The organism is Streptomyces sp. NPDC049837, from assembly GCF_040674455.1.
GTDB lineage: Bacteria > Actinomycetota > Actinomycetes > Streptomycetales > Streptomycetaceae > Streptomyces.
The window spans coordinates 17,513-35,435 of sequence record NZ_JBFAMP010000011.1 but is presented as its reverse complement, the minus strand read 5'-3'; the positions used below and the strand labels follow the sequence as shown (position 1 = coordinate 35,435).

Below are 17,923 nucleotides of genomic sequence, written 5' to 3'. Positions count from 1 at the left end.
GGCCCCGCATGATTCCGTTCCGCGACCGGAACCCGGTGACCATAGGGGCGGCCGGCCTGACCGCGCTCGCGCTGCTGACCGTCGCCGCGTTCAACGCCGACAGCCTGCCGCTGATCGGCGACGGCGAGACGTACAGCGCGGCCTTCTCGGAGGCGGGCGGCCTGAAGCCCGGCGACGAGGTGCGCATCGCCGGGGTGAAGGTCGGCAAGGTCGACGAGGTGGACCTGGACGGCGACCACGTCAAGGTGGTGTTCCGGGTCAAGGGCGATCCCGCGTTCGGTACGAGGACGGGCGCGGCGATCCGCATCAAGACGATCCTCGGCGCCAAGTACCTGGCGCTGGAGCCGAAGGGGCCGGGGCAGCTCCGGCCGGGCAGCGAGATCCCGCTGAACCGGACGACACCGGCGTACGACGTCGTGGCGGCCTTCAGCGACCTGACCACCACGACCGAGCAGGTCGACACCGAGCGGCTGGCGACGGCCCTGGACACCATTTCCACCACCTTCGAGGACTCCCCCGCCGAGGTGCGGGCGTCCATTCAGGGCCTGTCGCGCATCTCCCGTACGGTCGCCTCCCGCGACCAGGCGCTGCGCGAGCTCCTCGCCCACGCCAACGGGGTGAGCGGAGTGCTCGCCGAGCGGTCGGGCGAGTTCTCCAAGCTCGTCAAGGACGGCGACAAGCTCTTCACGGAGATCGCGAGCCGGCGGGCGGCGATCCACGCGCTGCTCAAGAGCTCCGCCGCCCTGGGTATCCAGTTGTCCGGGCTCGTCAAGGACAACAACAAGGAGATCGGGCCCGCGCTGAAGGGCCTGAACCAGGTGGTGGCGATGCTCGAACGCAACCAGGCGAGCCTGGACCGCTCCATCAAGCTGATGGCCCCCTACGTCCGGGTCTTCACCAACACCCTCGGCAACGGCCGCTGGTTCGACAGCTACATCCAGAACATGGTCGCCGCTCCGGTGGTCCCGCGCACGGGAGGTTCGTCGTGAAAGTGCCACGCGTGAAGGCGCCGCGCATGAAGGGGCCGGGTACGAAAGCGCGCCGGGCGGTGGCGCTCGTCGTCGCCCTCGCGGTCGTCGCCACGGGCACCGTGGTGCTGTGGCCCACCGCCGAGCCCGTCCGGATCACGGCGTACTTCCCCCGGACGGTCGGCATCTACCCCGGCTCGGACGTGCGGGTGCTGGGCGTGCGGATCGGCCAGGTCAAGGAGATCACCCCGCAGGGCGAGCGGGTGAAGGTGACGCTGGAGTACGACGCCGGGCGCGAGGTCCCGGCGGACGCCAGGGCCGCCATCATCAACTCGTCGGTCGTCAGCGACCGTTACGTCCAGCTCCTGCCGGTGTACAAGGGCGGCGCGCGGATGCGGGACGGCGACGTCATCCCGGAGCACCGCACGGCCGTGCCGGTCGAGCTGGACCGGGTCTTCGACAGCCTGCACACGACGGCGGAGGCGCTCGGCCCGCGCGGCGCGAACAAGGACGGCTCGCTGTCCCGGCTGCTGGGCGTGAGCGCGGACAACCTGGAGGGGCAGGGCGCGAACCTGCACCAGACGGTGGAGGACCTGTCCCTGGCCGTGACGACCCTGTCCGACGGGCGCCAGGACCTGTTCGGGACGGTGCGCAACCTCCAGGTGTTCACGGCGGCGCTGGCGGCCGACGACAAGAGCGTCCGGTCGTTCAACGACAGCCTGGCGAAGGTGGCCGACCAGCTCGCGGCCGAGCGCAAGGACCTGGCGGCGGCGCTGCGGTACCTGGGCGTGGCGCTGGCGGACGTGTCGGAGTTCGTACGGAGGAACAAGAAGTCCCTGACGTCGAACGTGGAGGGGCTCTCCAAGGTCACCAAGGTGCTGGTGACGCAGCGCGCGGCGCTGGCGGAGGTGCTGGAGGTGGCGCCGACCGGGCTGTCGAACCTCCAGAACGCCTACAACCCGTCCTCCGGGACCCTCGACACCCGTAACAACCCCGACCAGCCGCAGGACCCGGCCTCGCTGCTGTGCTCGCTGCTGAGCACGACGGGCGAGGCGAAGGCGGCGGACTGTGCCGAGCTGAAGAAGCTGTTCGCCTCCCTTCCGGAGCTGGGGGCGGCGCCGCCCGCCGCGCCGGCCGCCGGGACCGGTCCGGTCGACCGGACGCTGGGCGGAATTCTGGAGGAGGACGCATGAGGCGCCTCCGGGTGACCGTCGCGGTGTGGTCGGCGGCCGGTTCACTGCTGCTGACGGGCTGCGACTTCGACGGGCTGCACGACGTGCAGTTGCCGGGCGGCGCGGCCGCCGACGGCGACGCGTACCGGGTGACGGTCGAGTTCCGGGACGTCCTGGACCTGGTGCCGCAGTCGGCGGTGAAGGTCAACAACGTGACCGTCGGCGCGGTCGAGAAGGTGGAACTGGACGGCTGGCACGCGCGCGTGCGGCTGCGGATCGACGACTCGGTGAAGTTGCCGGGCAACGCGGTGGCCGAGCTGCGCCAGACCAGCATGCTCGGGGAGAAGTACGTGGCCCTGTCCGCGCCCGTGGACGTGGCGCCGGCCGGGCGGCTGAAGGACGGGGCGCGCATCCCGCTGTCCCGCAGCGGCCGCAACCCGGAGATCGAGGAGGTGCTGTCCGCGCTGTCGGCGCTGCTCAACGGTGGCGGCGTGGCCCAGCTCAAGACGATCACCACGGAGCTCAACAAGGCCCTGGAGGGGCGGGAGAACCGGGTCAAGGCGCTGCTGGGCGAACTCGACACGTTCATCGGCGGGCTCGACGCGCAGCGCACGGAGATCGTCCGCGCCCTGAACGGCATCGACCGGCTCTCCAAGCGCCTGGCGGCGGAGAAGAAGACGATCGCGGCCGCCGTCGACACCGTACCGCCGGCGCTGAAGGTGCTGGCGGACCAGCGGACCAAGCTGACCGCGATGCTCACGTCCCTGTCGGCGCTGAGCACGACCGGGACGAAGGTGATCAACGCGTCGCGGGACGACGTGGTCGCCAACCTGCGGGCGCTGCGGCCGATCCTGGAGCAGCTCAACAAGGCGGGCGACGATCTGCCGAACGCGCTGGAGCTGCTGACGACGTATCCGTTCCCGCGCAACGCGGTGGACGCCATCAAGGGTGACTACGTCAACCTCAAGATCACCGCCGATCTGGACCTGGCGAGCATCTACGGCAATCTCCGCGACGAGCCGGCGAAGCCCGGGACCCCGGCTCTGCCCGGTGTCCCGGACGCTCCGGGTCTTCCGGGCGTGCCGGGCGTGCCGGAGGTGCCCGGGGTTCCCGTGCCGGAGGTCCCGGCTGACCCGAAGGCCCCGGACGTCCCGGGCGTACCGCAGCCGGCTCCGCCGCCACCGGGGCCCTCCCGCCCCTCGGACGACGGCGATCCGCTCTGCCCGCCGGTGTGCACCGCGAGCCATGCCGCGTACGGCGACGGCGACGCGTTTCCGCCCGGCACGAACCCCTCCCTCGCGGAGCTGATGCTGAAGGGGATGCTGCTGTGATCACCCGTACGGTCAAGGCCCAGCTCCTCGCCTTCGCCACCGTGACGGCCGTGGGCGTGTCGTACGTCGGCGCCGAGTACACGGGGCTGGTCGACGCCCTCCTGGACCGCGGCTACACCGTGAACGCCGACTTCGCCGACTCCGGGGGCGTGTTCAAGGGCGCCGAGGTCACCTACCGGGGCGTGCCGGTGGGCCGGGTCGGCGAGCTGCGGCTGACGGACGGCGACGGGGTGACGGTGGTCCTGGACATCGAGGACGGGGCGCGCATCCCGGCGGACACGCTGGCGGTGGTGGCCAACCGGTCGGCGGTGGGCGAGCAGTACGTCGACCTCCAGCCGCGCGGTTCGGGCGGCCCGTACCTGGCGGACGGCTCCACCATCGCCCGCCGCGACACACGGGTGCCGCTGCCCGCCACGGACCTGATCGTCAGCCTGGACCGGCTGGTGAACTCCGTCGGCAAGGACGACCTGCGCATCACGGTCGACGAGCTGGGCAAGGCCTTCTCGGGCACCGGTCCGGAGCTGAGCAGGCTGGTGGACTCGGGGAACCTGCTCGTGGAGTCGGCGTCCGACTCGCTGCCCCAGACCGTCTCGCTGATCGAGGACTCGCGCACGGTCCTGAAGACGCAGGCCGACAAGGGCTCGGCGATCCGCTCCTTCTCCGAGGACCTGGCCGCGCTGACCGCCGAGCTGAAGTCGAGCGACGGTGACATCCGGCGGCTGATCGGCGCCGGGGCCCCCGCGGCCCAGGAGGTGAACTCGCTGCTGACGACCACCCGGCCCCATATGCCGGTCCTGCTCGGCAACCTGATCAGCGGCGGCCAGATCACGGTGGCCCGGCTGCCCGGGGTGGAGCAGGCCCTGGTCACGTTCCCCGTGGTGGTGGCGGGCAGCTACACCGTGATCCCCGGCGACGGCACCACCCACTTCGGGCTGGTCGCCGGCCAGGACGACCCGCCGGCGTGCCGGCAGGGGTACGGGACCCAGCGCCGCGACCCGGCCGACACCGCCGAACGGCCGGCCAACACCGGGGCGCGCTGCTCGGCCCCGCGCGGCGCCGCCACCTCCGTGCGCGGCGCGCAGAACGCGCCCGGCCCCTCGGGGGGCTCCCGCGCGGGACGGGGCGCCGATCCCGCCGCGCACGTCACCCCCTACGACCCGGCGACCGGCAGGGCGGCCGGGCCGGACGGAACGACCGTCGAGATCGGCTCGACGGGCGGTGAACAGAGTGTGTTCGGAAAGGACTCGTGGCAATGGCTGCTCGTCGGACCCATGGCATGACAGGCGCGCCGTTCGCCTACGCGATACGCCGCCTGGGGGAGGTGGCCCGCATACGGCGCCTGCGGGAGGCCGCCCGCCGGGGCAGGGCGCTGCCCGCGGCGCTGGCGGTGGTGACCCTCCTCGTGACGGCCCTGTCCGGGTGGCTGGCCCTCCAGGTGTACGAGCAGCGCACGGAGGAGCAGCGGCGCCAGGACATCCTGGCCGCGGCGCGCCAGTCGGCGCTCAACTTCACCTCGCTGGACTACCGGCACTACGACCGGGACAGCGCGAACGTGCTGAAGGGCGCCACCGGTGACTTCAAGGACCAGTTCGCGGCGCAGACCGCCGAGCTGACCAAGCTGGTGGCCGCGAACAAGTCGGTGTCGGAGGGCCAGGTCCTGGAGGCGGGCATCACCCGCGCCGACGACCGCAGCGCCCGCGTCCTGGTGGTCGCCGACAGCAAGGTCACCAACACCGCGGCCCCGCAGGGGCAGGCCCGTACGTACCGGCTCCAGCTCGACCTCGTCCACGAGGGCGGGCGCTGGCTGACGTCCAACGTCGAATTCGTCGGCTGATCCGGCCGAGTCGGCTGAAAGGACCCTTCTGATGGCGAACACGAGTCTTCGAGGCCGGGGCGGCGCCGGCTCCCCCGCCCGCCGCTCCCTGTCGGCCGCCGCCCGCGCGGCCGCGAAGCGCAGCGAGCGCACCGAACGTCCCACCGGGGGTGTGCCGGGCGTGGTGGCCGGCCGCACCCTCCGCCCCGAGGACCCGCCTCCGGCCGGCCGGGCGCCGGAACCGGACTGGGAGGCGCCGGACTGGGAGGGCGCGGACGAGGAGGCCGAGGAGGTCGCCGAGGCACCGGCGAGGGCCCCCGGGCGGCGGCGGGGCGTGCTGTGCGCCCTGCTGGCGCTGGTGGCCGTGCTGGGGCTGGTCGCGGCCGTCCTGCTGGCGTTCGAGTACCGGGACGGGCGGGACGCCGAGCGGGCGCGGGCCGAGGCGGCGGCGGCCGCGCGGCGGGCGGCACCTGTCGTCCTGTCGTACGACCACCGGCACCTGGACCGGGACTTCGCGGCGGCGCGCGGCCACCTCACGGGCGCGTTCCGGGACGAGTACCGGAGGACCACCACGAGCGTGGTGGCGCCGACCGCGCGCAAGTACCGGGGCGTGGTCAGGGCGACGGTGGTGGAGCCGCCGGGCGGCGGTGACCCGGCGGTGTCGGTGGTGTCGGCGTCGCCGGACCGGGCGGTCGTGCTGCTCTTCGTGAACCAGGTGACCACAAGCACCCAGGTGTCGGGTCCCCGCGTCGACCTGAACCGGGTGCGGATGACCCTCGCGCGTACGTCCGGCGGCTGGAAGGTGAGCGCCGTGGACGCGTTGTAGCAGGTTGTAGCGGTGTACAAGCCTCCAAGGCGCCTTTCGGGCCATCGCCCGGAAGGCGCCTTTTTTGTGCGCCGTTTTGTGGGCCGCTCTTGACAGCCCTCCCCCACTCCAGGCAATCTTCCGTTAAGCAGAAACGAACTTCCGCAATACGGAAGGAGCGCCGAACCCCTCATGGGATACACGGACCAGCGCTTCAATGTGAACCTGTCGATCCTCTTCACCGAGCTCCCGCTCCTGGAGCGTCCCGCGGCCGCCGCCGCGGCGGGCTTCACCGCGGTCGAGCTGTGGTGGCCCTGGATCGAGACGCCGACGCCCGACCAGAGCGAGCTCGACGCCCTCAAGAAGGCTCTGGACGACGCCGGCACCAAGCTGGTCGGCCTGAACTTCTACGCCGGGCAGCTCCCCGGCCCGGACCGCGGCGCCCTCTCCGTCCCCGGTGAGGAGTCGGACCGCTTCCGCGCCAACATCGACGTGGCCGCGGACTTCGCCGCCTCCGTCGGCTGCAAGGCGCTCAACGCCCTGTACGGCAACCGCGTCGACGGCGTCGACCCGGCCGCCCAGGACGAGCTCGCCCTGGAGAACCTGGTCCTGGCCGCCCGCGCGGCCGACCGGATCGGCGCGACCCTGCTGATCGAGGCGCTCAACAAGCCCGAGTCGCCGCGCTACCCGCTGGTGAGCGCCCCGGCCGCGATCGAGGTCGTCGACAAGGTCAACGCCGCCACGGGTCTGGGCAACGCCAAGTTCCTCCTCGACATCTACCACCTGTCGATGAACGGCGAGGACGTCAGCCAGGTCATCGAGGCGTACGCCGCGAAGACCGGTCACGTCCAGATCGCCGACAACCCGGGCCGTGGCGCGCCGGGCACCGGCTCGCTGCCGCTGGAGGAGCTGCTCGACCAGCTCACCAAGGCCGGATACCAGGGCTGGGTCGGCCTGGAGTACAAGGCCGGCGACCGCCCGAGCGCCGAGTCCTTCGACTGGCTCCCGGCCGAGGCCCGCGCGGCCCGCTGACTTCCTTCCGCACCACCAGTTTGAGAGGCACCCTCATGAGCAATCTCCCCAAGATCGCGTGGATCGGCCTCGGCATCATGGGCTCGCCCATGTCCGAGAACCTGATCAAGGCCGGCTACCAGGTCACCGGTTACACCCTGGAGCAGGACAAGCTGGAGCGGCTGGCGAAGGCCGGCGGCACCGCCGCGAAGTCCATCGCCGAAGCCGTCAAGGACGCCGACGTGGTCATCACGATGGTGCCGGCCTCCCCGCAGGTCGAGGCCATCGCGTACGGACCCGAGGGCATCCTCGAGAACGCCAAGCAGGGCGCCCTGCTGATCGACATGTCCTCGATCACCCCGCAGACCTCCGTCGACCTGGCGAAGAACGCCAAGGAGAAGGGCATCCGGGTGCTGGACGCCCCGGTGTCCGGCGGTGAGGCCGGCGCCATCGAGGCGGTGCTGTCGATCATGGTCGGTGGCGAGCAGGCCGACTTCGACCAGGCCAAGCCGATCTTCGAGGCGCTGGGCAAGACCATCGTCCTGTGCGGTCCGCACGGTTCCGGCCAGACGGTGAAGGCCGCCAACCAGCTCATCGTGGCGGTCAACATCCAGGCGTGCGCCGAGGCCGTGGTCTTCCTGGAGAAGTCCGGCGTGGACCTCAAGGCCGCCCTGGACGTCCTCAACGGCGGCCTGGCCGGCTCCACCGTCCTGACCCGCAAGAAGGACAACTTCCTGAACCGGGACTTCGCCCCCGGCTTCCGGATCGACCTGCACCACAAGGACATGGGCATCGTGACGGACGCCGCCCGCAACGTCGGTGCCGCGCTGCCCGTCGGTGCCGTGGTCGCCCAGCTCGTCGCCTCCCTGCGCGCGCAGGGTGACGGCGGCCTGGACCACTCGGCGCTGCTGCGCGCCGTCGAGCGCCTCTCCGGCGCCCAGCTCTGAGCCTTCCGGCTCCCCAGATTTCCGGGCGGCGTCGTCGCTGACACCTGTCCTGTCGCGCCCAGGCGGCGGCGCCGTCCGGAACACCTCAGCTTCACTTTCAACAAACTGTTGACGTGAGCTCGGGGGCGTACTTACGCTCCTCGCACCGCCAGCAGCTCCCGTACGTATCGGAAGGTCACGATGTCGAAGCGCGTGCTTACGACCGAGTCCGGCGCCCCTGTCGCCGACAACCAGAACTCCGCCACCGCCGGCGTCGGTGGACCGCTCCTCCTCCAGGACCAGCACCTGCTGGAGAAGCTCGCCCGCTTCAACCGTGAGCGCATCCCGGAGCGCGTCGTGCACGCCCGCGGCTCCGGTGCGTACGGCTACTTCGAGGTCACCGACGACGTCACCGCCTACACCAAGGCGAACTTCCTGGGCGAGGTCGGCAAGCGCACCGACCTCTTCATCCGCTTCTCGACCGTCGCCGACTCGCTGGGTGGCGCGGACGCGGTCCGCGACCCGCGCGGCTTCGCGGTGAAGTTCTACACCGAAGAGGGCAACTACGACCTCGTCGGCAACAACACCCCGGTGTTCTTCATCAAGGACCCGATCAAGTTCCCCGACTTCATCCACTCCCAGAAGCGTGACCCGTTCACGGGCAAGCAGGAGCCGGACAACGTCTGGGACTTCTGGGCGCACGCCCCCGAGGCGACGCACCAGATCACCTGGCTCATGGGCGACCGCGGCATCCCGGCCTCGTACCGCCACATGAACGGCTACGGCTCGCACACCTACCAGTGGACGAACGCCGAGGGCGAGGCCTTCTTCGTCAAGTACCACTTCAAGACGAACCAGGGCATCCGCTGCCTGTCCTCCGAGCAGGCCGCCGAGGTCGTCGGCAAGGACGCCAACAGCCACCAGACCGACCTGCTCCAGGCCATCGAGCGCGGTGTGAACCCCTCGTGGACCCTGTACGTGCAGATCATGCCGGCGGCCGAGGCGGCGAACTACCGCTTCAACCCGTTCGACCTGACCAAGGTGTGGCCGCACGCCGACTACCCGCTCCAGCGGGTCGGCCGGATGGTCCTCGACCGCAACCCGGACAACGTCTTCGCCGAGGTCGAGCAGGCCGCGTTCTCGCCGAACAACTTCGTTCCCGGCATCGGTCCGTCCCCGGACAAGATGCTCCAGGGCCGCCTCTTCGCCTACGCGGACGCCCACCGCTACCGCCTCGGTGTCAACCACACCCAGCTCCCGGTGAACGCCCCCAAGGCGACCGTGGCCGACAACTACGGCCGCGACGGCTTCATGGCCACCCGCAACGGCTCGCGCCACGACAAGAACTACGAGCCCAACTCCTACGCCGGTCCCGCACAGACCGACGCGGCGCTCTCCGCCCCGCTGGCCATCTCCGGCTACACGGGCACCCACGCGGCCCCGCTGCACGTCAAGGACGACGACTTCTTCCAGGCGGGCGAGCTGTACCGCCTGATGTCGGAGGAGGAGAAGTCCCGCCTCGTCGCGAACATCGCCGGGGGCCTGTCCCAGGTCTCCCGCGAGGACGTCATCGAGAAGAACCTCGCCCACTTCCACGCCGCCAACCCGGACTACGGCAAGCGCGTCGAGGAAGCGGTCCGCGCGCTGCGCGAGGACTGAGCTCCACCGGCGACACCCAGACCGCGTACGGCTCCCGACGGGAGGTCGGCAGCCGTACGCAGTCCGCACCGCGGGCCCGGATGAGGGGTGGCCAACGGTACGGACAGCGTGAGGACCGCGGCGGCGAGCGTGCCAGTGCGGTGGTAAGGAGCCCCGGCCACCTTCTTGACCTGAAGGAAGGCCGGCCGGATCTCCGTCGCCGCCGCCGCGGTCCCAGCGCCCCTCACCTCCCCCAAGACCCCCGTCCGGCGGCGCGAACGTCCTGTCGCACCAGCCTCGCACCGTCGGACGGCTACAACTTCACATCAACAGAAAAGCCAGAGCGCGGAGTTGGGGTTTACGGTCCCCCAACTCCGCGCTCTTCCTTGTGGCCCCGTCCTCACGCCGCGGTAGCCAGCCGGTTGTCAGTGCCCCGCCGTACCGTGGAACACGTCCCAACAGCGCGCTGATGGCTGCGGCGTGCTGGTGCTACCGAACCCGCCCCACCGGAACAGCGCCCGGTGGGGCGGGAGGGTCCGGTCAGCCGGAAGAGGGGTCGATCAGTTTGTCCAGTGCCCTCCTCACCGCCTTGTACGCCGCTGCCGACATCTCGTCCTGCGCCTGCTGCTCCTGTCGGCGTGCCCAGTCCCGGGTGACCCGGATGCGGCGGAGCAGTTCGTCCGCGTCCACAACGTCTGCCATGGGGGTCGGGTACCCGCGTTTCGGGGGATGGCGCACAGGGGTGTCGGTTACGCACGGTGGGTAGTACCCGACTGGACGTACACCACCATGTACCTGTCAGCAGCTCCGGAAAGGGGGGCCATGGCGTGGTATCCCGCTGCGACGCGCATGGAGTTGCAGCCCGAGTCGGACGCCCAGCCGGCGATCCGGCCCACACAGTTCATCATGCACAGCATCGCCGCTCCGTGGACCGCGCGCCGGATGTACGAGTACTGGCGTGACTCGTCGAACCTGGAGAGCCACTTCGGGCTGGGGTACGAGGGCGACCTCGGGCAGTACATCGGCACCGAGACCCGCGCGGACGCCAATTACCAGGCCAACCGGCGCCCCGACGGCACCGGGGCGGTGTCCATCGAGACGGCGTCCAATCTGAAGCACACCGATCCCTGGACCGAGAAGCAGGTCGAGCAGCTCATCCGGCTCGGGGTGTGGCTGCACAAGCGGCACGGCATACCGCTGCGGATCTGCCGGACCGCGTCCGACCCCGGCTACGGCTACCACCGGCTGCACTCCGCGTGGTCGAGCGGCGGTACGGCCTGCCCCGGTGACGCCCGGGTGCGCCAGTTCAAGAACGTCGTCTTCCCGGGGATCGTCGCCCGGGCGAGCGGCCAGCCACAGGAGGAGGACCCCATGCCGACCGTCATCAACGAGACCCAGGAGGGCGGCCCGGCCCTGGAGGCGGGGAAGTACAAGCAACTGGCCATGGCCAACGACGCCGCGCTGCTCCAGGGCCCGTGCGCCTACTCGGCGACCGCGTACGCCACGGTCAAGGGCCAGGCCGGTACGCGCGTCACCATGCGCTTCCAGGACTACCACCTCACCACCAAGCACCGCTCCCTGGACCTGCCCATGGACTGCGGCACGATCGGCGCGAACGGCGTGCTGAACGTCGCCGTCACGCGCAACGGCGTCCTGGACACCAACGAGGTGTTACGGGTGGAGATCCTGGCCGACCGCGCCGCGAGAGTCACCTGGAGGGTGCTGCGGGCCCTGCGCTGGTCCTCCTGAGCCAAGGGAAGCGAAAGGCCCCCGTCCCGGGATTCCGGGGCGGGGGCCTCTCAGGGTGCGACTACTCCACGTCCTACACGAGCGGGCGGATCGCCGTCGGGGCGTGGCCCGGCTCGGTGGCGAGCTCCTCGAACTCGGTCACGTTGCTCATGTCGACCGTCTTGCTCATCGCGATGTTGGTGACGCGCTCCAGGATGGCCTCGACGACGACCGGCACCTGGAATTCCTGCGCCAGCTTCTTGGCCTCCTCGAAGGCCTCGCCCAGCTTGTTCGGGTCCTCGACGCGGATGGCCTTGACGCCCAGGCCCTCGGCGACCTTGACGTGGTCCACGCCGTAGACGCCGAGCTCCGGGGTGTTGATGTTCTCGAACTCCAGGTTGACCTGGAAGTTGATGTCCAGGCCGGCCTGCGCCTGACGGATCAGACCCAGGTAGGCGTTGTTCACGAGAACGTGGACGTAGGGGACCTTGTGCTGCGCGGCGACCGCCAGCTCCTCGATCATGAACTGGAAGTCGTAGTCACCGGAGAGCGCGACGATCGGGGTCTCCCGGTCGGCGGTGGCGGCACCGATGGCGGCCGGGATGGTCCAGCCGAGCGGGCCCGCCTGGCCGCAGTTGATCCAGTGGCGCGGCCGGTAGACGTGCAGGAACTGCGCGGCGGCGATCTGGGACAGGCCGATGGTGGTGACGTAGCGCGTCTCCGGGCCGAAGGCCTTGTTCATCTCCTCGTACACGCGCTGCGGCTTGATCGGGATGTTGTCGAAGTGCGTGCGGCGCTGCAGGGTGGACTTGCGCTCCTGGGCGGAGGCGGCCCAGGCGCTGAAGTCCGGCAGCTTACCTTCGGCCTTGAGCTCCTTCGCCACCTCGATGAAGAGCTCCAGCGCGACCTTGGCGTCGGAGGCGATGCCGTAGTCGGGGGCGAAGATCTTGCCGAGCTGGGTGGGCTCGATGTCGACGTGGACGAACTTGCGGCCCTTGGTGTACGCCTCCAGGTTGTACCCGGTGTGGCGGTTGGCCCAGCGGTTGCCGATGCCGAGGACGAAGTCCGACTCCAGGAAGGTCGCGTTGCCGTAGCGGTGCGCGGTCTGGACGCCGACCATGCCGGCGGCCAGCTCGTGGTCGTCGGGGATGGTGCCCCAGCCCATCAGGGTGGAGATGACCGGGACGTTGACCAGCTCGGCGAACTCGACCAGCAGGTCGGAGGCGTCGGCGTTGATGATGCCGCCGCCGGCGACGATCAGCGGGCGCTCGGACTCCAGCAGGAACCGGATGGCCTTCTCGGCCTGGGCGCGCGTGGCCTGCGGCTTGTAGACCGGGAGCGGCTCGTACGTCTCGGGGTCGAACTCGATCTCGGTGAGCTGGACGTCGATCGGCAGGTCGATGAGGACCGGGCCGGGGCGGCCGGAGCGCATCAGGTGGAAGGCCTGCTGGAAGACGCCCGGGACCTGCGCGGCCTCCAGGACCGTGGTCGCGGCCTTGGTGACCGGCTTGGCGATCGACGCGATGTCGACGGCCTGGAAGTCCTCCTTGTGGAGCTTCGAGACCGGGGCCTGGCCGGTGATGCAGAGGATCGGGATCGAGTCCGCGATCGCGGAGTACAGGCCGGTGATCATGTCGGTGCCGGCCGGGCCGGACGTGCCGATGCAGACACCGATGTTCCCCGCCTTGGCGCGGGTGTAACCCTCGGCCATGTGCGAGGCGCCCTCGACGTGGCGGGCGAGCGTGTGGTCGATGCCGCCGCCCTCCTTGAGGGCCTTGTAGAAGGGGTTGATCGCCGCGCCCGGCACACCGAACGCGTTGGTGACGCCTTCGCGCTTGAGGATCTCAACGGCCGCTCGGGCGGCGGTCATACGAGGCATTGGGGGCTCCTGCTTCGGCCGGGCGGATTCGTGCTCTGTCGCGCCACCTGAGAGCTTCGATTCCGTAATGCGGAAGTGTAGTTCTACTATACGGAAGCAATTTAGGGTGTGAGAGTGATGCAGTCAAGGGATGGCCGAACTCCGTCCCCAAGCGCCCGCCCTTGGTGGACGATGGGTGGCGGAAAGAAGGGGGTCCTACGTGGGAGAGAACGTCCCGGTACGCTGCCCGGCCTGCCGCCGCACGCACGCCTACGCGCCGCCCGTCTACCCGTGCCCGTGCGGCGTGCCCGTCGTCCCGCCGCTCCTCAGGGGCGCCCCCGCCGAGCCGATCACCCACCGCACCTGGACCGACGACTGGGTCACCGTCCGCTGCACGGCGTGCGGGCGCCACGACCAGTGGCCACAGCCCGAGCTGGGCTGCCCCTGCGGCACGGTGCTCCGCGTCCCGGTACGGCCGGTGACCGCCGTACCGCCACAGTGGGGCCCGGAAGGCGGGGCGGCGGGTTCCGCGGGGGGCCGGGCCGGCGGATCGGGCTCCTCCGGGGCCGGCGCGCCCGGCGCCGGTGCCTCTGGGGCGGCCGGGGCCGGGGCGGGCTCCTCCGGGATCGGGGCGTCCGGGGCAGGGTTGTCCGCTACGGGGGCCGGGGCGGCCGGGGCCGGGGCCGCGTCCTCGGGATCAGGGGCCTCCGGGGCCGGGCCCACCGGAGACGGGCCCTCCGGGACGGGGTCGGAGGCCGGGGCCTCCAGGACGGGGGCAGGGGCTTCCGGGTCCGGGTCCTCGGAGCCGGGGGCCTCCGGGCCGGGAGCCGGGGCGGGGGCTCCGCCCGGGGCGGCCGCTTCCACGGGCGGGATCTCGACGGCGCCCTCCCACATACCGCTGCCGCGCACCGCCGCCGTACCGCGCCCGTCCTTCCGGCCGGTGACCATCCGCACCGCACGCGACGCGGTCACCGCCGCCGCGCTCTACCTCCGCTGGCTCGGCTTCCGCGACGTCGTCCAGCCCGAGGAGCCCGCCGGGGCCGGACACGGGCCGGGCTCCGGGTTCGGCATCGAGCTGCGCGGCCCCGGGCTGGTCGCGCAGGTCGACCCGACCACCCGGCCCACCTCCCTGCGCGCGGTGGAGTGCCTGTGGCTGACCGGCCTGGCGGCGTCGGCGACGAGCGTGTCGTTCTCCCTCGCCGGGTACGAGGAGAAGGCGCGCGCCCGCGCCGACCGGCTGCGGCTGCCGCTGTTCGTCATGGACCTCACCGGCACTCCGCAGCCCCTCAACGCCGCAGCCGACGAGCTCGTCGCCCGGGGCGCGTGAAGCCCCGGGCGCGTGAAGCCCCGGGCGCGTGAGGCCTCCGCGCGCGTGAAGCCCCGGGGCGCGTGAAGCCCGCCTAGCCGCCGTACCTCGTGCGCAGCTCCACCTTCCGTACCTTCCCGCTCACCGTCATCGGGAAGGCGTCGAGGATCTCGACCCGGCGCGGGATCTTGTAGTGCGCCAGCCGTTCGCGGCAGTACGCGGTGATGTCGGCCGCCGTCGGCGGGTCCGCCGGGTCGCGCGGGATCACGCAGGCGAGGATCTCCTCCCCGTACCGCTCGTCCGGCACCCCGACCACCTGCACGTCGGCGATCTTGGGGTGGGCGTACAGGAACTCCTCGATCTCGCGCGGGTAGACGTTCTCCCCGCCCCTGATGATCATGTCCTTGATACGGCCGACGATCCGGACGTACCCGTCCTCCCGCATCACCGCGAGGTCGCCCGTGTGCATCCAGCGGCCCGCGTCGATCGCCTCGGCGGTCTTCTCCGGCTCGTCCCAGTAGCCGAGCATCACGCTGTAGCCGCGCGTGCACAGCTCGCCCGCCTCGCCGCGCGGCAGGGTCACTCCGGTCACCGGGTCGACGACCTTGACCTCGACGTGCGGCATGACCCGCCCGACCGTGCCCGTGCGGCGCTCCAGGTCGTCGTCGCGCCGGGTCTGGGTGGAGACCGGGGAGGTCTCCGTCATGCCGTAGCAGATCGACACCTCCGCCATGTTCATCTCGGCGACGACCCGTTTCATCACCTCCACCGGACAGGGCGAGCCGGCCATGATCCCGGTCCGGAGGGAGGAGAGGTCGTAGGAGGCGAAGTCCGGGAGGTTCAGCTCGGCGATGAACATCGTCGGCACGCCGTACAGCGAGGTGCACCGCTCCTGCTGGACGGCGCGCAGCGTGGCCGCCGGCTCGAAGGAGGGGGCCGGGATCACCATGGCGGCGCCGTGGGAGGTGGCGGCGAGGTTTCCCATCACCATGCCGAAGCAGTGGTAGAAGGGCACGGGCAGGCAGATGCGGTCCCGCTCGGTGTAGCCGAGCATCTCGCCCACGAAGTAACCGTTGTTGAGGATGTTGTGGTGGGTGAGCGTGGCGCCCTTGGGGAAGCCGGTGGTGCCGGAGGTGTACTGGATGTTGACGGGGTCGTCGCACGACAACTCCGCTTCCCGCGCCGCCAGTTCGGCGTCCGGGACCGTCCCGCCGGCGAGCTCGCCCCACGACGGGTCCCCGATGTAGTGCACGGCCCGCAGGCCGGGGCAGTCGGCGCGCACCTGGTCCACCAGGGCCCGGTAGTCGCTCGTCTTGTGGGCGAGGGACGCGATGAGCAGCGAGACGCCCGCCTGACGCAGGACGTACGCCAGCTCGTGCGCCCGGTACGCCGGGTTGATGTTCACCATGATCGCGCCGATCCGGGCGGTGGCGTACTGCGTGAGCACCCACTCGGGGCAGTTCACCGCCCAGATCCCGACCCGGTCGCCCTTGGCGACCCCGGCCGCCATCAGCCCGCGTGCCAGCTCCTCCACGGCGGCGCCGAACTCGGCGTACGTCCAGCGACGGCCGGACTCCACGTCCACCAGTGCCTCCCGGCCGGGGTGACGGGCCACCGCCCGCGCCAGGTTCGCGCCGATCGTGTCGCCGAGCAGGGCCGTCCCGCCCGTCCCGTGCGCGTACGACAGGTTCGTCACAGCTCCCCCTCCACGTACTCGGCCGCCGACCCCGCCGCCGTACGTTCACGCAGCTCGATCCGGCGGATCTTCCCCGACACGGTCTTGGGCAGCTCGGCGAACTCGATGCGGCGGATGCGCTTGTACGGCGCGAGGACCGCGCGCGAGTGCGCGAACAGGGCCTTCGCCGTCTCGGGGCCCGGCTCCCAGCCGTCGGCGAGGACGACGTACGCCTTGGGCACCGCGAGGCGGACCGGGTCGGGCGCCGGGACGACCGCGGCCTCCGCCACCGCCTCGTGCTCCAGTAGGGCGCTCTCCAGCTCGAACGGCGAGATCTTGTAGTCGGACGCCTTGAAGACGTCGTCGCTCCTGCCCACGTACGTCACGTATCCGTCGGCGTCGCGCGAGCCGATGTCCCCCGTGCGGTAGTAGCCGTCTGCCATCGCCTCGGCCGTACGCTCCGGATCGCCGTGGTAGCCGGTCATCACGCCCACGGGTCCGGTCGACAGGTCGATGGCGATCTCTCCCTCCGCCGCGCCCGGCTTCCCGGTCACCGGGTCGAGCAGCTCGATGCGGAAGCCGGGGCTGGGGCGCCCCATCGAGCCCGCCTTCAGCAACTGCCCCGGGCTGTTGGAGACCTGGACGGCCGTCTCGGTCTGCCCGAAGCCGTCCCGGATGGTCACGCCCCACTCGCGCCGTACGGTCTCGATGACCTCCGGGTTCAGCGGCTCACCGGCGGCGACGACCTCCCGGGGCGGGGTGCGCAGCGCGGACAGGTCCGCCTGGATGAGCATCCGCCACACGGTGGGCGGGGCGCAGAAGCTGGTGACACCGTGCCGGTCCATCTCGGCCATCAGGCGGGCGGCGTCGAAGCGCGTGTAGTTGTGGATGAAGACGGTCGCCTCGGCGTTCCAGGGCGCGAAGAGGTTGGACCAGGCGTGTTTGGCCCATCCGGGCGAGGAGATGTTCAGGTGGACGTCACCGGGTCGCAGACCGATCCAGTACATCGTCGCCAAGTGGCCGATGGGGTACGAGGTGTGGGTGTGCTCGACGAGCTTGGGGCGGGCGGTGGTGCCGGAGGTGAAGTAGAGCATGAGGGGGTCGTCGGCGAGGGTGTCGCCGTCGGGCTCGAAGGGCGCGCACGCCCCGTAGGCCTCCTCGTACGCGATCCAGTGCGGCACGCGCGCACCGACGGCGATCCGGGTGTAGTTCCCCGGCACGGCGTCGAACTTGGCGGTGTCCCCGGCGCGCACGATGACATGCCGTGCCCGGCCGCGCTCGATGCGGTCGACGAGGTCGGCGGGGCCGAGCAGGGGTGTGGCGGGGATGACGACGGCCCGCAGCTTCATGGCGGCGAGGGCGGTCTCCCACAGCTCCACCTGGTTGCCGAGCATGACGACGATCCGGTCCCCGGGCCGTACGCCCAGCCCGCGCAGCCAGTTCGCGACCCGGTCGGAGCGCGTCCGCATGTCGGCGAAGCTCACGCGCGTCTCGGTGCCGTCCTCCTCGACGATGTGCAGGGCGGTCGCGCCATTGCCTTCGGCGATGACGTCGAACCAGTCCAGCGCCCAGTTGAAGCGGTCCGGCCGGGGCCAGGCGAACCCCTCGTACGCCGCCTCGTAGTCCTCCCGGTGCCGCAGCAGGAAGTCCCGGGCCTCCCGGAACTCCCGCGTCGCGCCGCTTGCCGCCATG

General features: G+C 71.2%; 15 protein-coding genes and 1 pseudogene. 12 read left to right on the top strand and 4 right to left on the bottom strand.

The genetic code is table 11. The features are described from left to right. The first annotated feature begins 8 nt into the window (after positions 1-8). The 9 genes from AB0J57_RS26910 to AB0J57_RS26870 all read left to right on the top strand — a co-directional run bounded on the left by AB0J57_RS26910 (position 9) and on the right by AB0J57_RS26870 (position 9,685). Entirely contained in the window at positions 9-989 is a 981-nt protein-coding gene (locus tag AB0J57_RS26910) for an MCE family protein (RefSeq protein ID WP_366131077.1), read from the top strand. Between the two features lie 26 nt (positions 990-1,015). Beyond that, positions 1,016-2,161 carry an MCE family protein gene (locus AB0J57_RS26905; protein WP_366131076.1) on the top strand — a complete coding sequence of 382 codons (1,146 nt, stop codon included), beginning with the start codon at positions 1,016-1,018 and terminating at the stop codon, positions 2,159-2,161. Next, positions 2,158-3,471: an MCE family protein gene (locus tag AB0J57_RS26900; RefSeq protein ID WP_366130866.1), complete on the top strand. Its 1,314-nt coding sequence runs from the start codon at positions 2,158-2,160 to the stop codon at positions 3,469-3,471. The genes AB0J57_RS26905 and AB0J57_RS26900 overlap by 4 nt, the downstream gene beginning before the upstream one ends. After that, positions 3,468-4,751: an MlaD family protein gene (locus tag AB0J57_RS26895; RefSeq protein ID WP_366130865.1), complete on the top strand. Its 1,284-nt coding sequence runs from the start codon at positions 3,468-3,470 to the stop codon at positions 4,749-4,751. The genes AB0J57_RS26900 and AB0J57_RS26895 overlap by 4 nt, the downstream gene beginning before the upstream one ends. After that, a complete protein-coding gene (locus AB0J57_RS26890) occupies positions 4,748-5,305 on the top strand; it encodes a hypothetical protein (protein ID WP_366130864.1) in 558 nt (185 codons plus the stop codon). Before AB0J57_RS26895 ends, AB0J57_RS26890 begins: the two co-directional genes overlap by 4 nt. A gap of 31 nt (positions 5,306-5,336) precedes the next feature. Further along, positions 5,337-6,110 carry a hypothetical protein gene (locus tag AB0J57_RS26885; protein ID WP_366130863.1) on the top strand — a complete coding sequence of 258 codons (774 nt, stop codon included), beginning with the start codon at positions 5,337-5,339 and terminating at the stop codon, positions 6,108-6,110. A gap of 171 nt (positions 6,111-6,281) precedes the next feature. After that, entirely contained in the window at positions 6,282-7,121 is an 840-nt protein-coding gene (locus AB0J57_RS26880) for a TIM barrel protein (protein ID WP_366130862.1), read from the top strand. Positions 7,122-7,156: 35 nt separating this feature from the next. Further along, entirely contained in the window at positions 7,157-8,047 is an 891-nt protein-coding gene (locus tag AB0J57_RS26875; RefSeq protein ID WP_366130861.1) for a 2-hydroxy-3-oxopropionate reductase, read from the top strand. Between the two features lie 180 nt (positions 8,048-8,227). Then, a complete protein-coding gene (locus tag AB0J57_RS26870; RefSeq protein WP_366130860.1) occupies positions 8,228-9,685 on the top strand; it encodes a catalase in 1,458 nt (485 codons plus the stop codon). 519 nt (positions 9,686-10,204) lie between these two features. Here AB0J57_RS26870 and AB0J57_RS26865 read toward each other — a convergent pair. Then, positions 10,205-10,366, bottom strand: coding sequence for a hypothetical protein (locus AB0J57_RS26865; RefSeq protein ID WP_366130859.1), 162 nt, complete (start codon positions 10,364-10,366; stop codon positions 10,205-10,207). A 120-nt stretch (positions 10,367-10,486) separates the two neighbouring features. Here AB0J57_RS26865 and AB0J57_RS26860 point away from each other — a divergent pair, with 120 nt between their 5' ends. Next, positions 10,487-11,413 carry an N-acetylmuramoyl-L-alanine amidase gene (locus AB0J57_RS26860; protein WP_366130858.1) on the top strand — a complete coding sequence of 309 codons (927 nt, stop codon included), beginning with the start codon at positions 10,487-10,489 and terminating at the stop codon, positions 11,411-11,413. Positions 11,414-11,486: 73 nt separating this feature from the next. On the opposite strand, the gene gcl is transcribed toward AB0J57_RS26860, so the two are convergent. Next, positions 11,487-13,271: a glyoxylate carboligase gene (gene gcl, locus AB0J57_RS26855; RefSeq protein ID WP_366130857.1), complete on the bottom strand. Its 1,785-nt coding sequence runs from the start codon at positions 13,269-13,271 to the stop codon at positions 11,487-11,489. A 199-nt stretch (positions 13,272-13,470) separates the two neighbouring features. On the opposite strand from gcl, the pseudogene AB0J57_RS26850 reads away from it, so the two are divergent. Both AB0J57_RS26850 and AB0J57_RS26845 read left to right on the top strand, forming a co-directional pair. Continuing rightward, positions 13,471-13,731, top strand: a pseudogene (locus AB0J57_RS26850) (hypothetical protein); the annotation flags it as partial. Further along, a complete protein-coding gene (locus tag AB0J57_RS26845; protein ID WP_366131075.1) occupies positions 13,705-14,577 on the top strand; it encodes a hypothetical protein in 873 nt (290 codons plus the stop codon). The pseudogene AB0J57_RS26850 and the gene AB0J57_RS26845, both read left to right, overlap by 27 nt. A 73-nt stretch (positions 14,578-14,650) precedes the next feature. Here the strand turns inward: AB0J57_RS26845 and AB0J57_RS26840 are convergent, their stop codons facing one another. Together AB0J57_RS26840 and AB0J57_RS26835 are read right to left on the bottom strand one after the other, a co-directional pair. Continuing rightward, on the bottom strand, positions 14,651-16,252 hold the full coding sequence (locus AB0J57_RS26840) for an AMP-binding protein (RefSeq protein WP_366130856.1): 1,602 nt from the start codon (positions 16,250-16,252) through the stop codon (positions 14,651-14,653). Then, positions 16,249-17,922: an AMP-binding protein gene (locus AB0J57_RS26835; protein WP_366130855.1), complete on the bottom strand. Its 1,674-nt coding sequence runs from the start codon at positions 17,920-17,922 to the stop codon at positions 16,249-16,251. The genes AB0J57_RS26840 and AB0J57_RS26835 overlap by 4 nt, the downstream gene beginning before the upstream one ends. Between the last annotated feature and the right edge of the window lies 1 nt (position 17,923).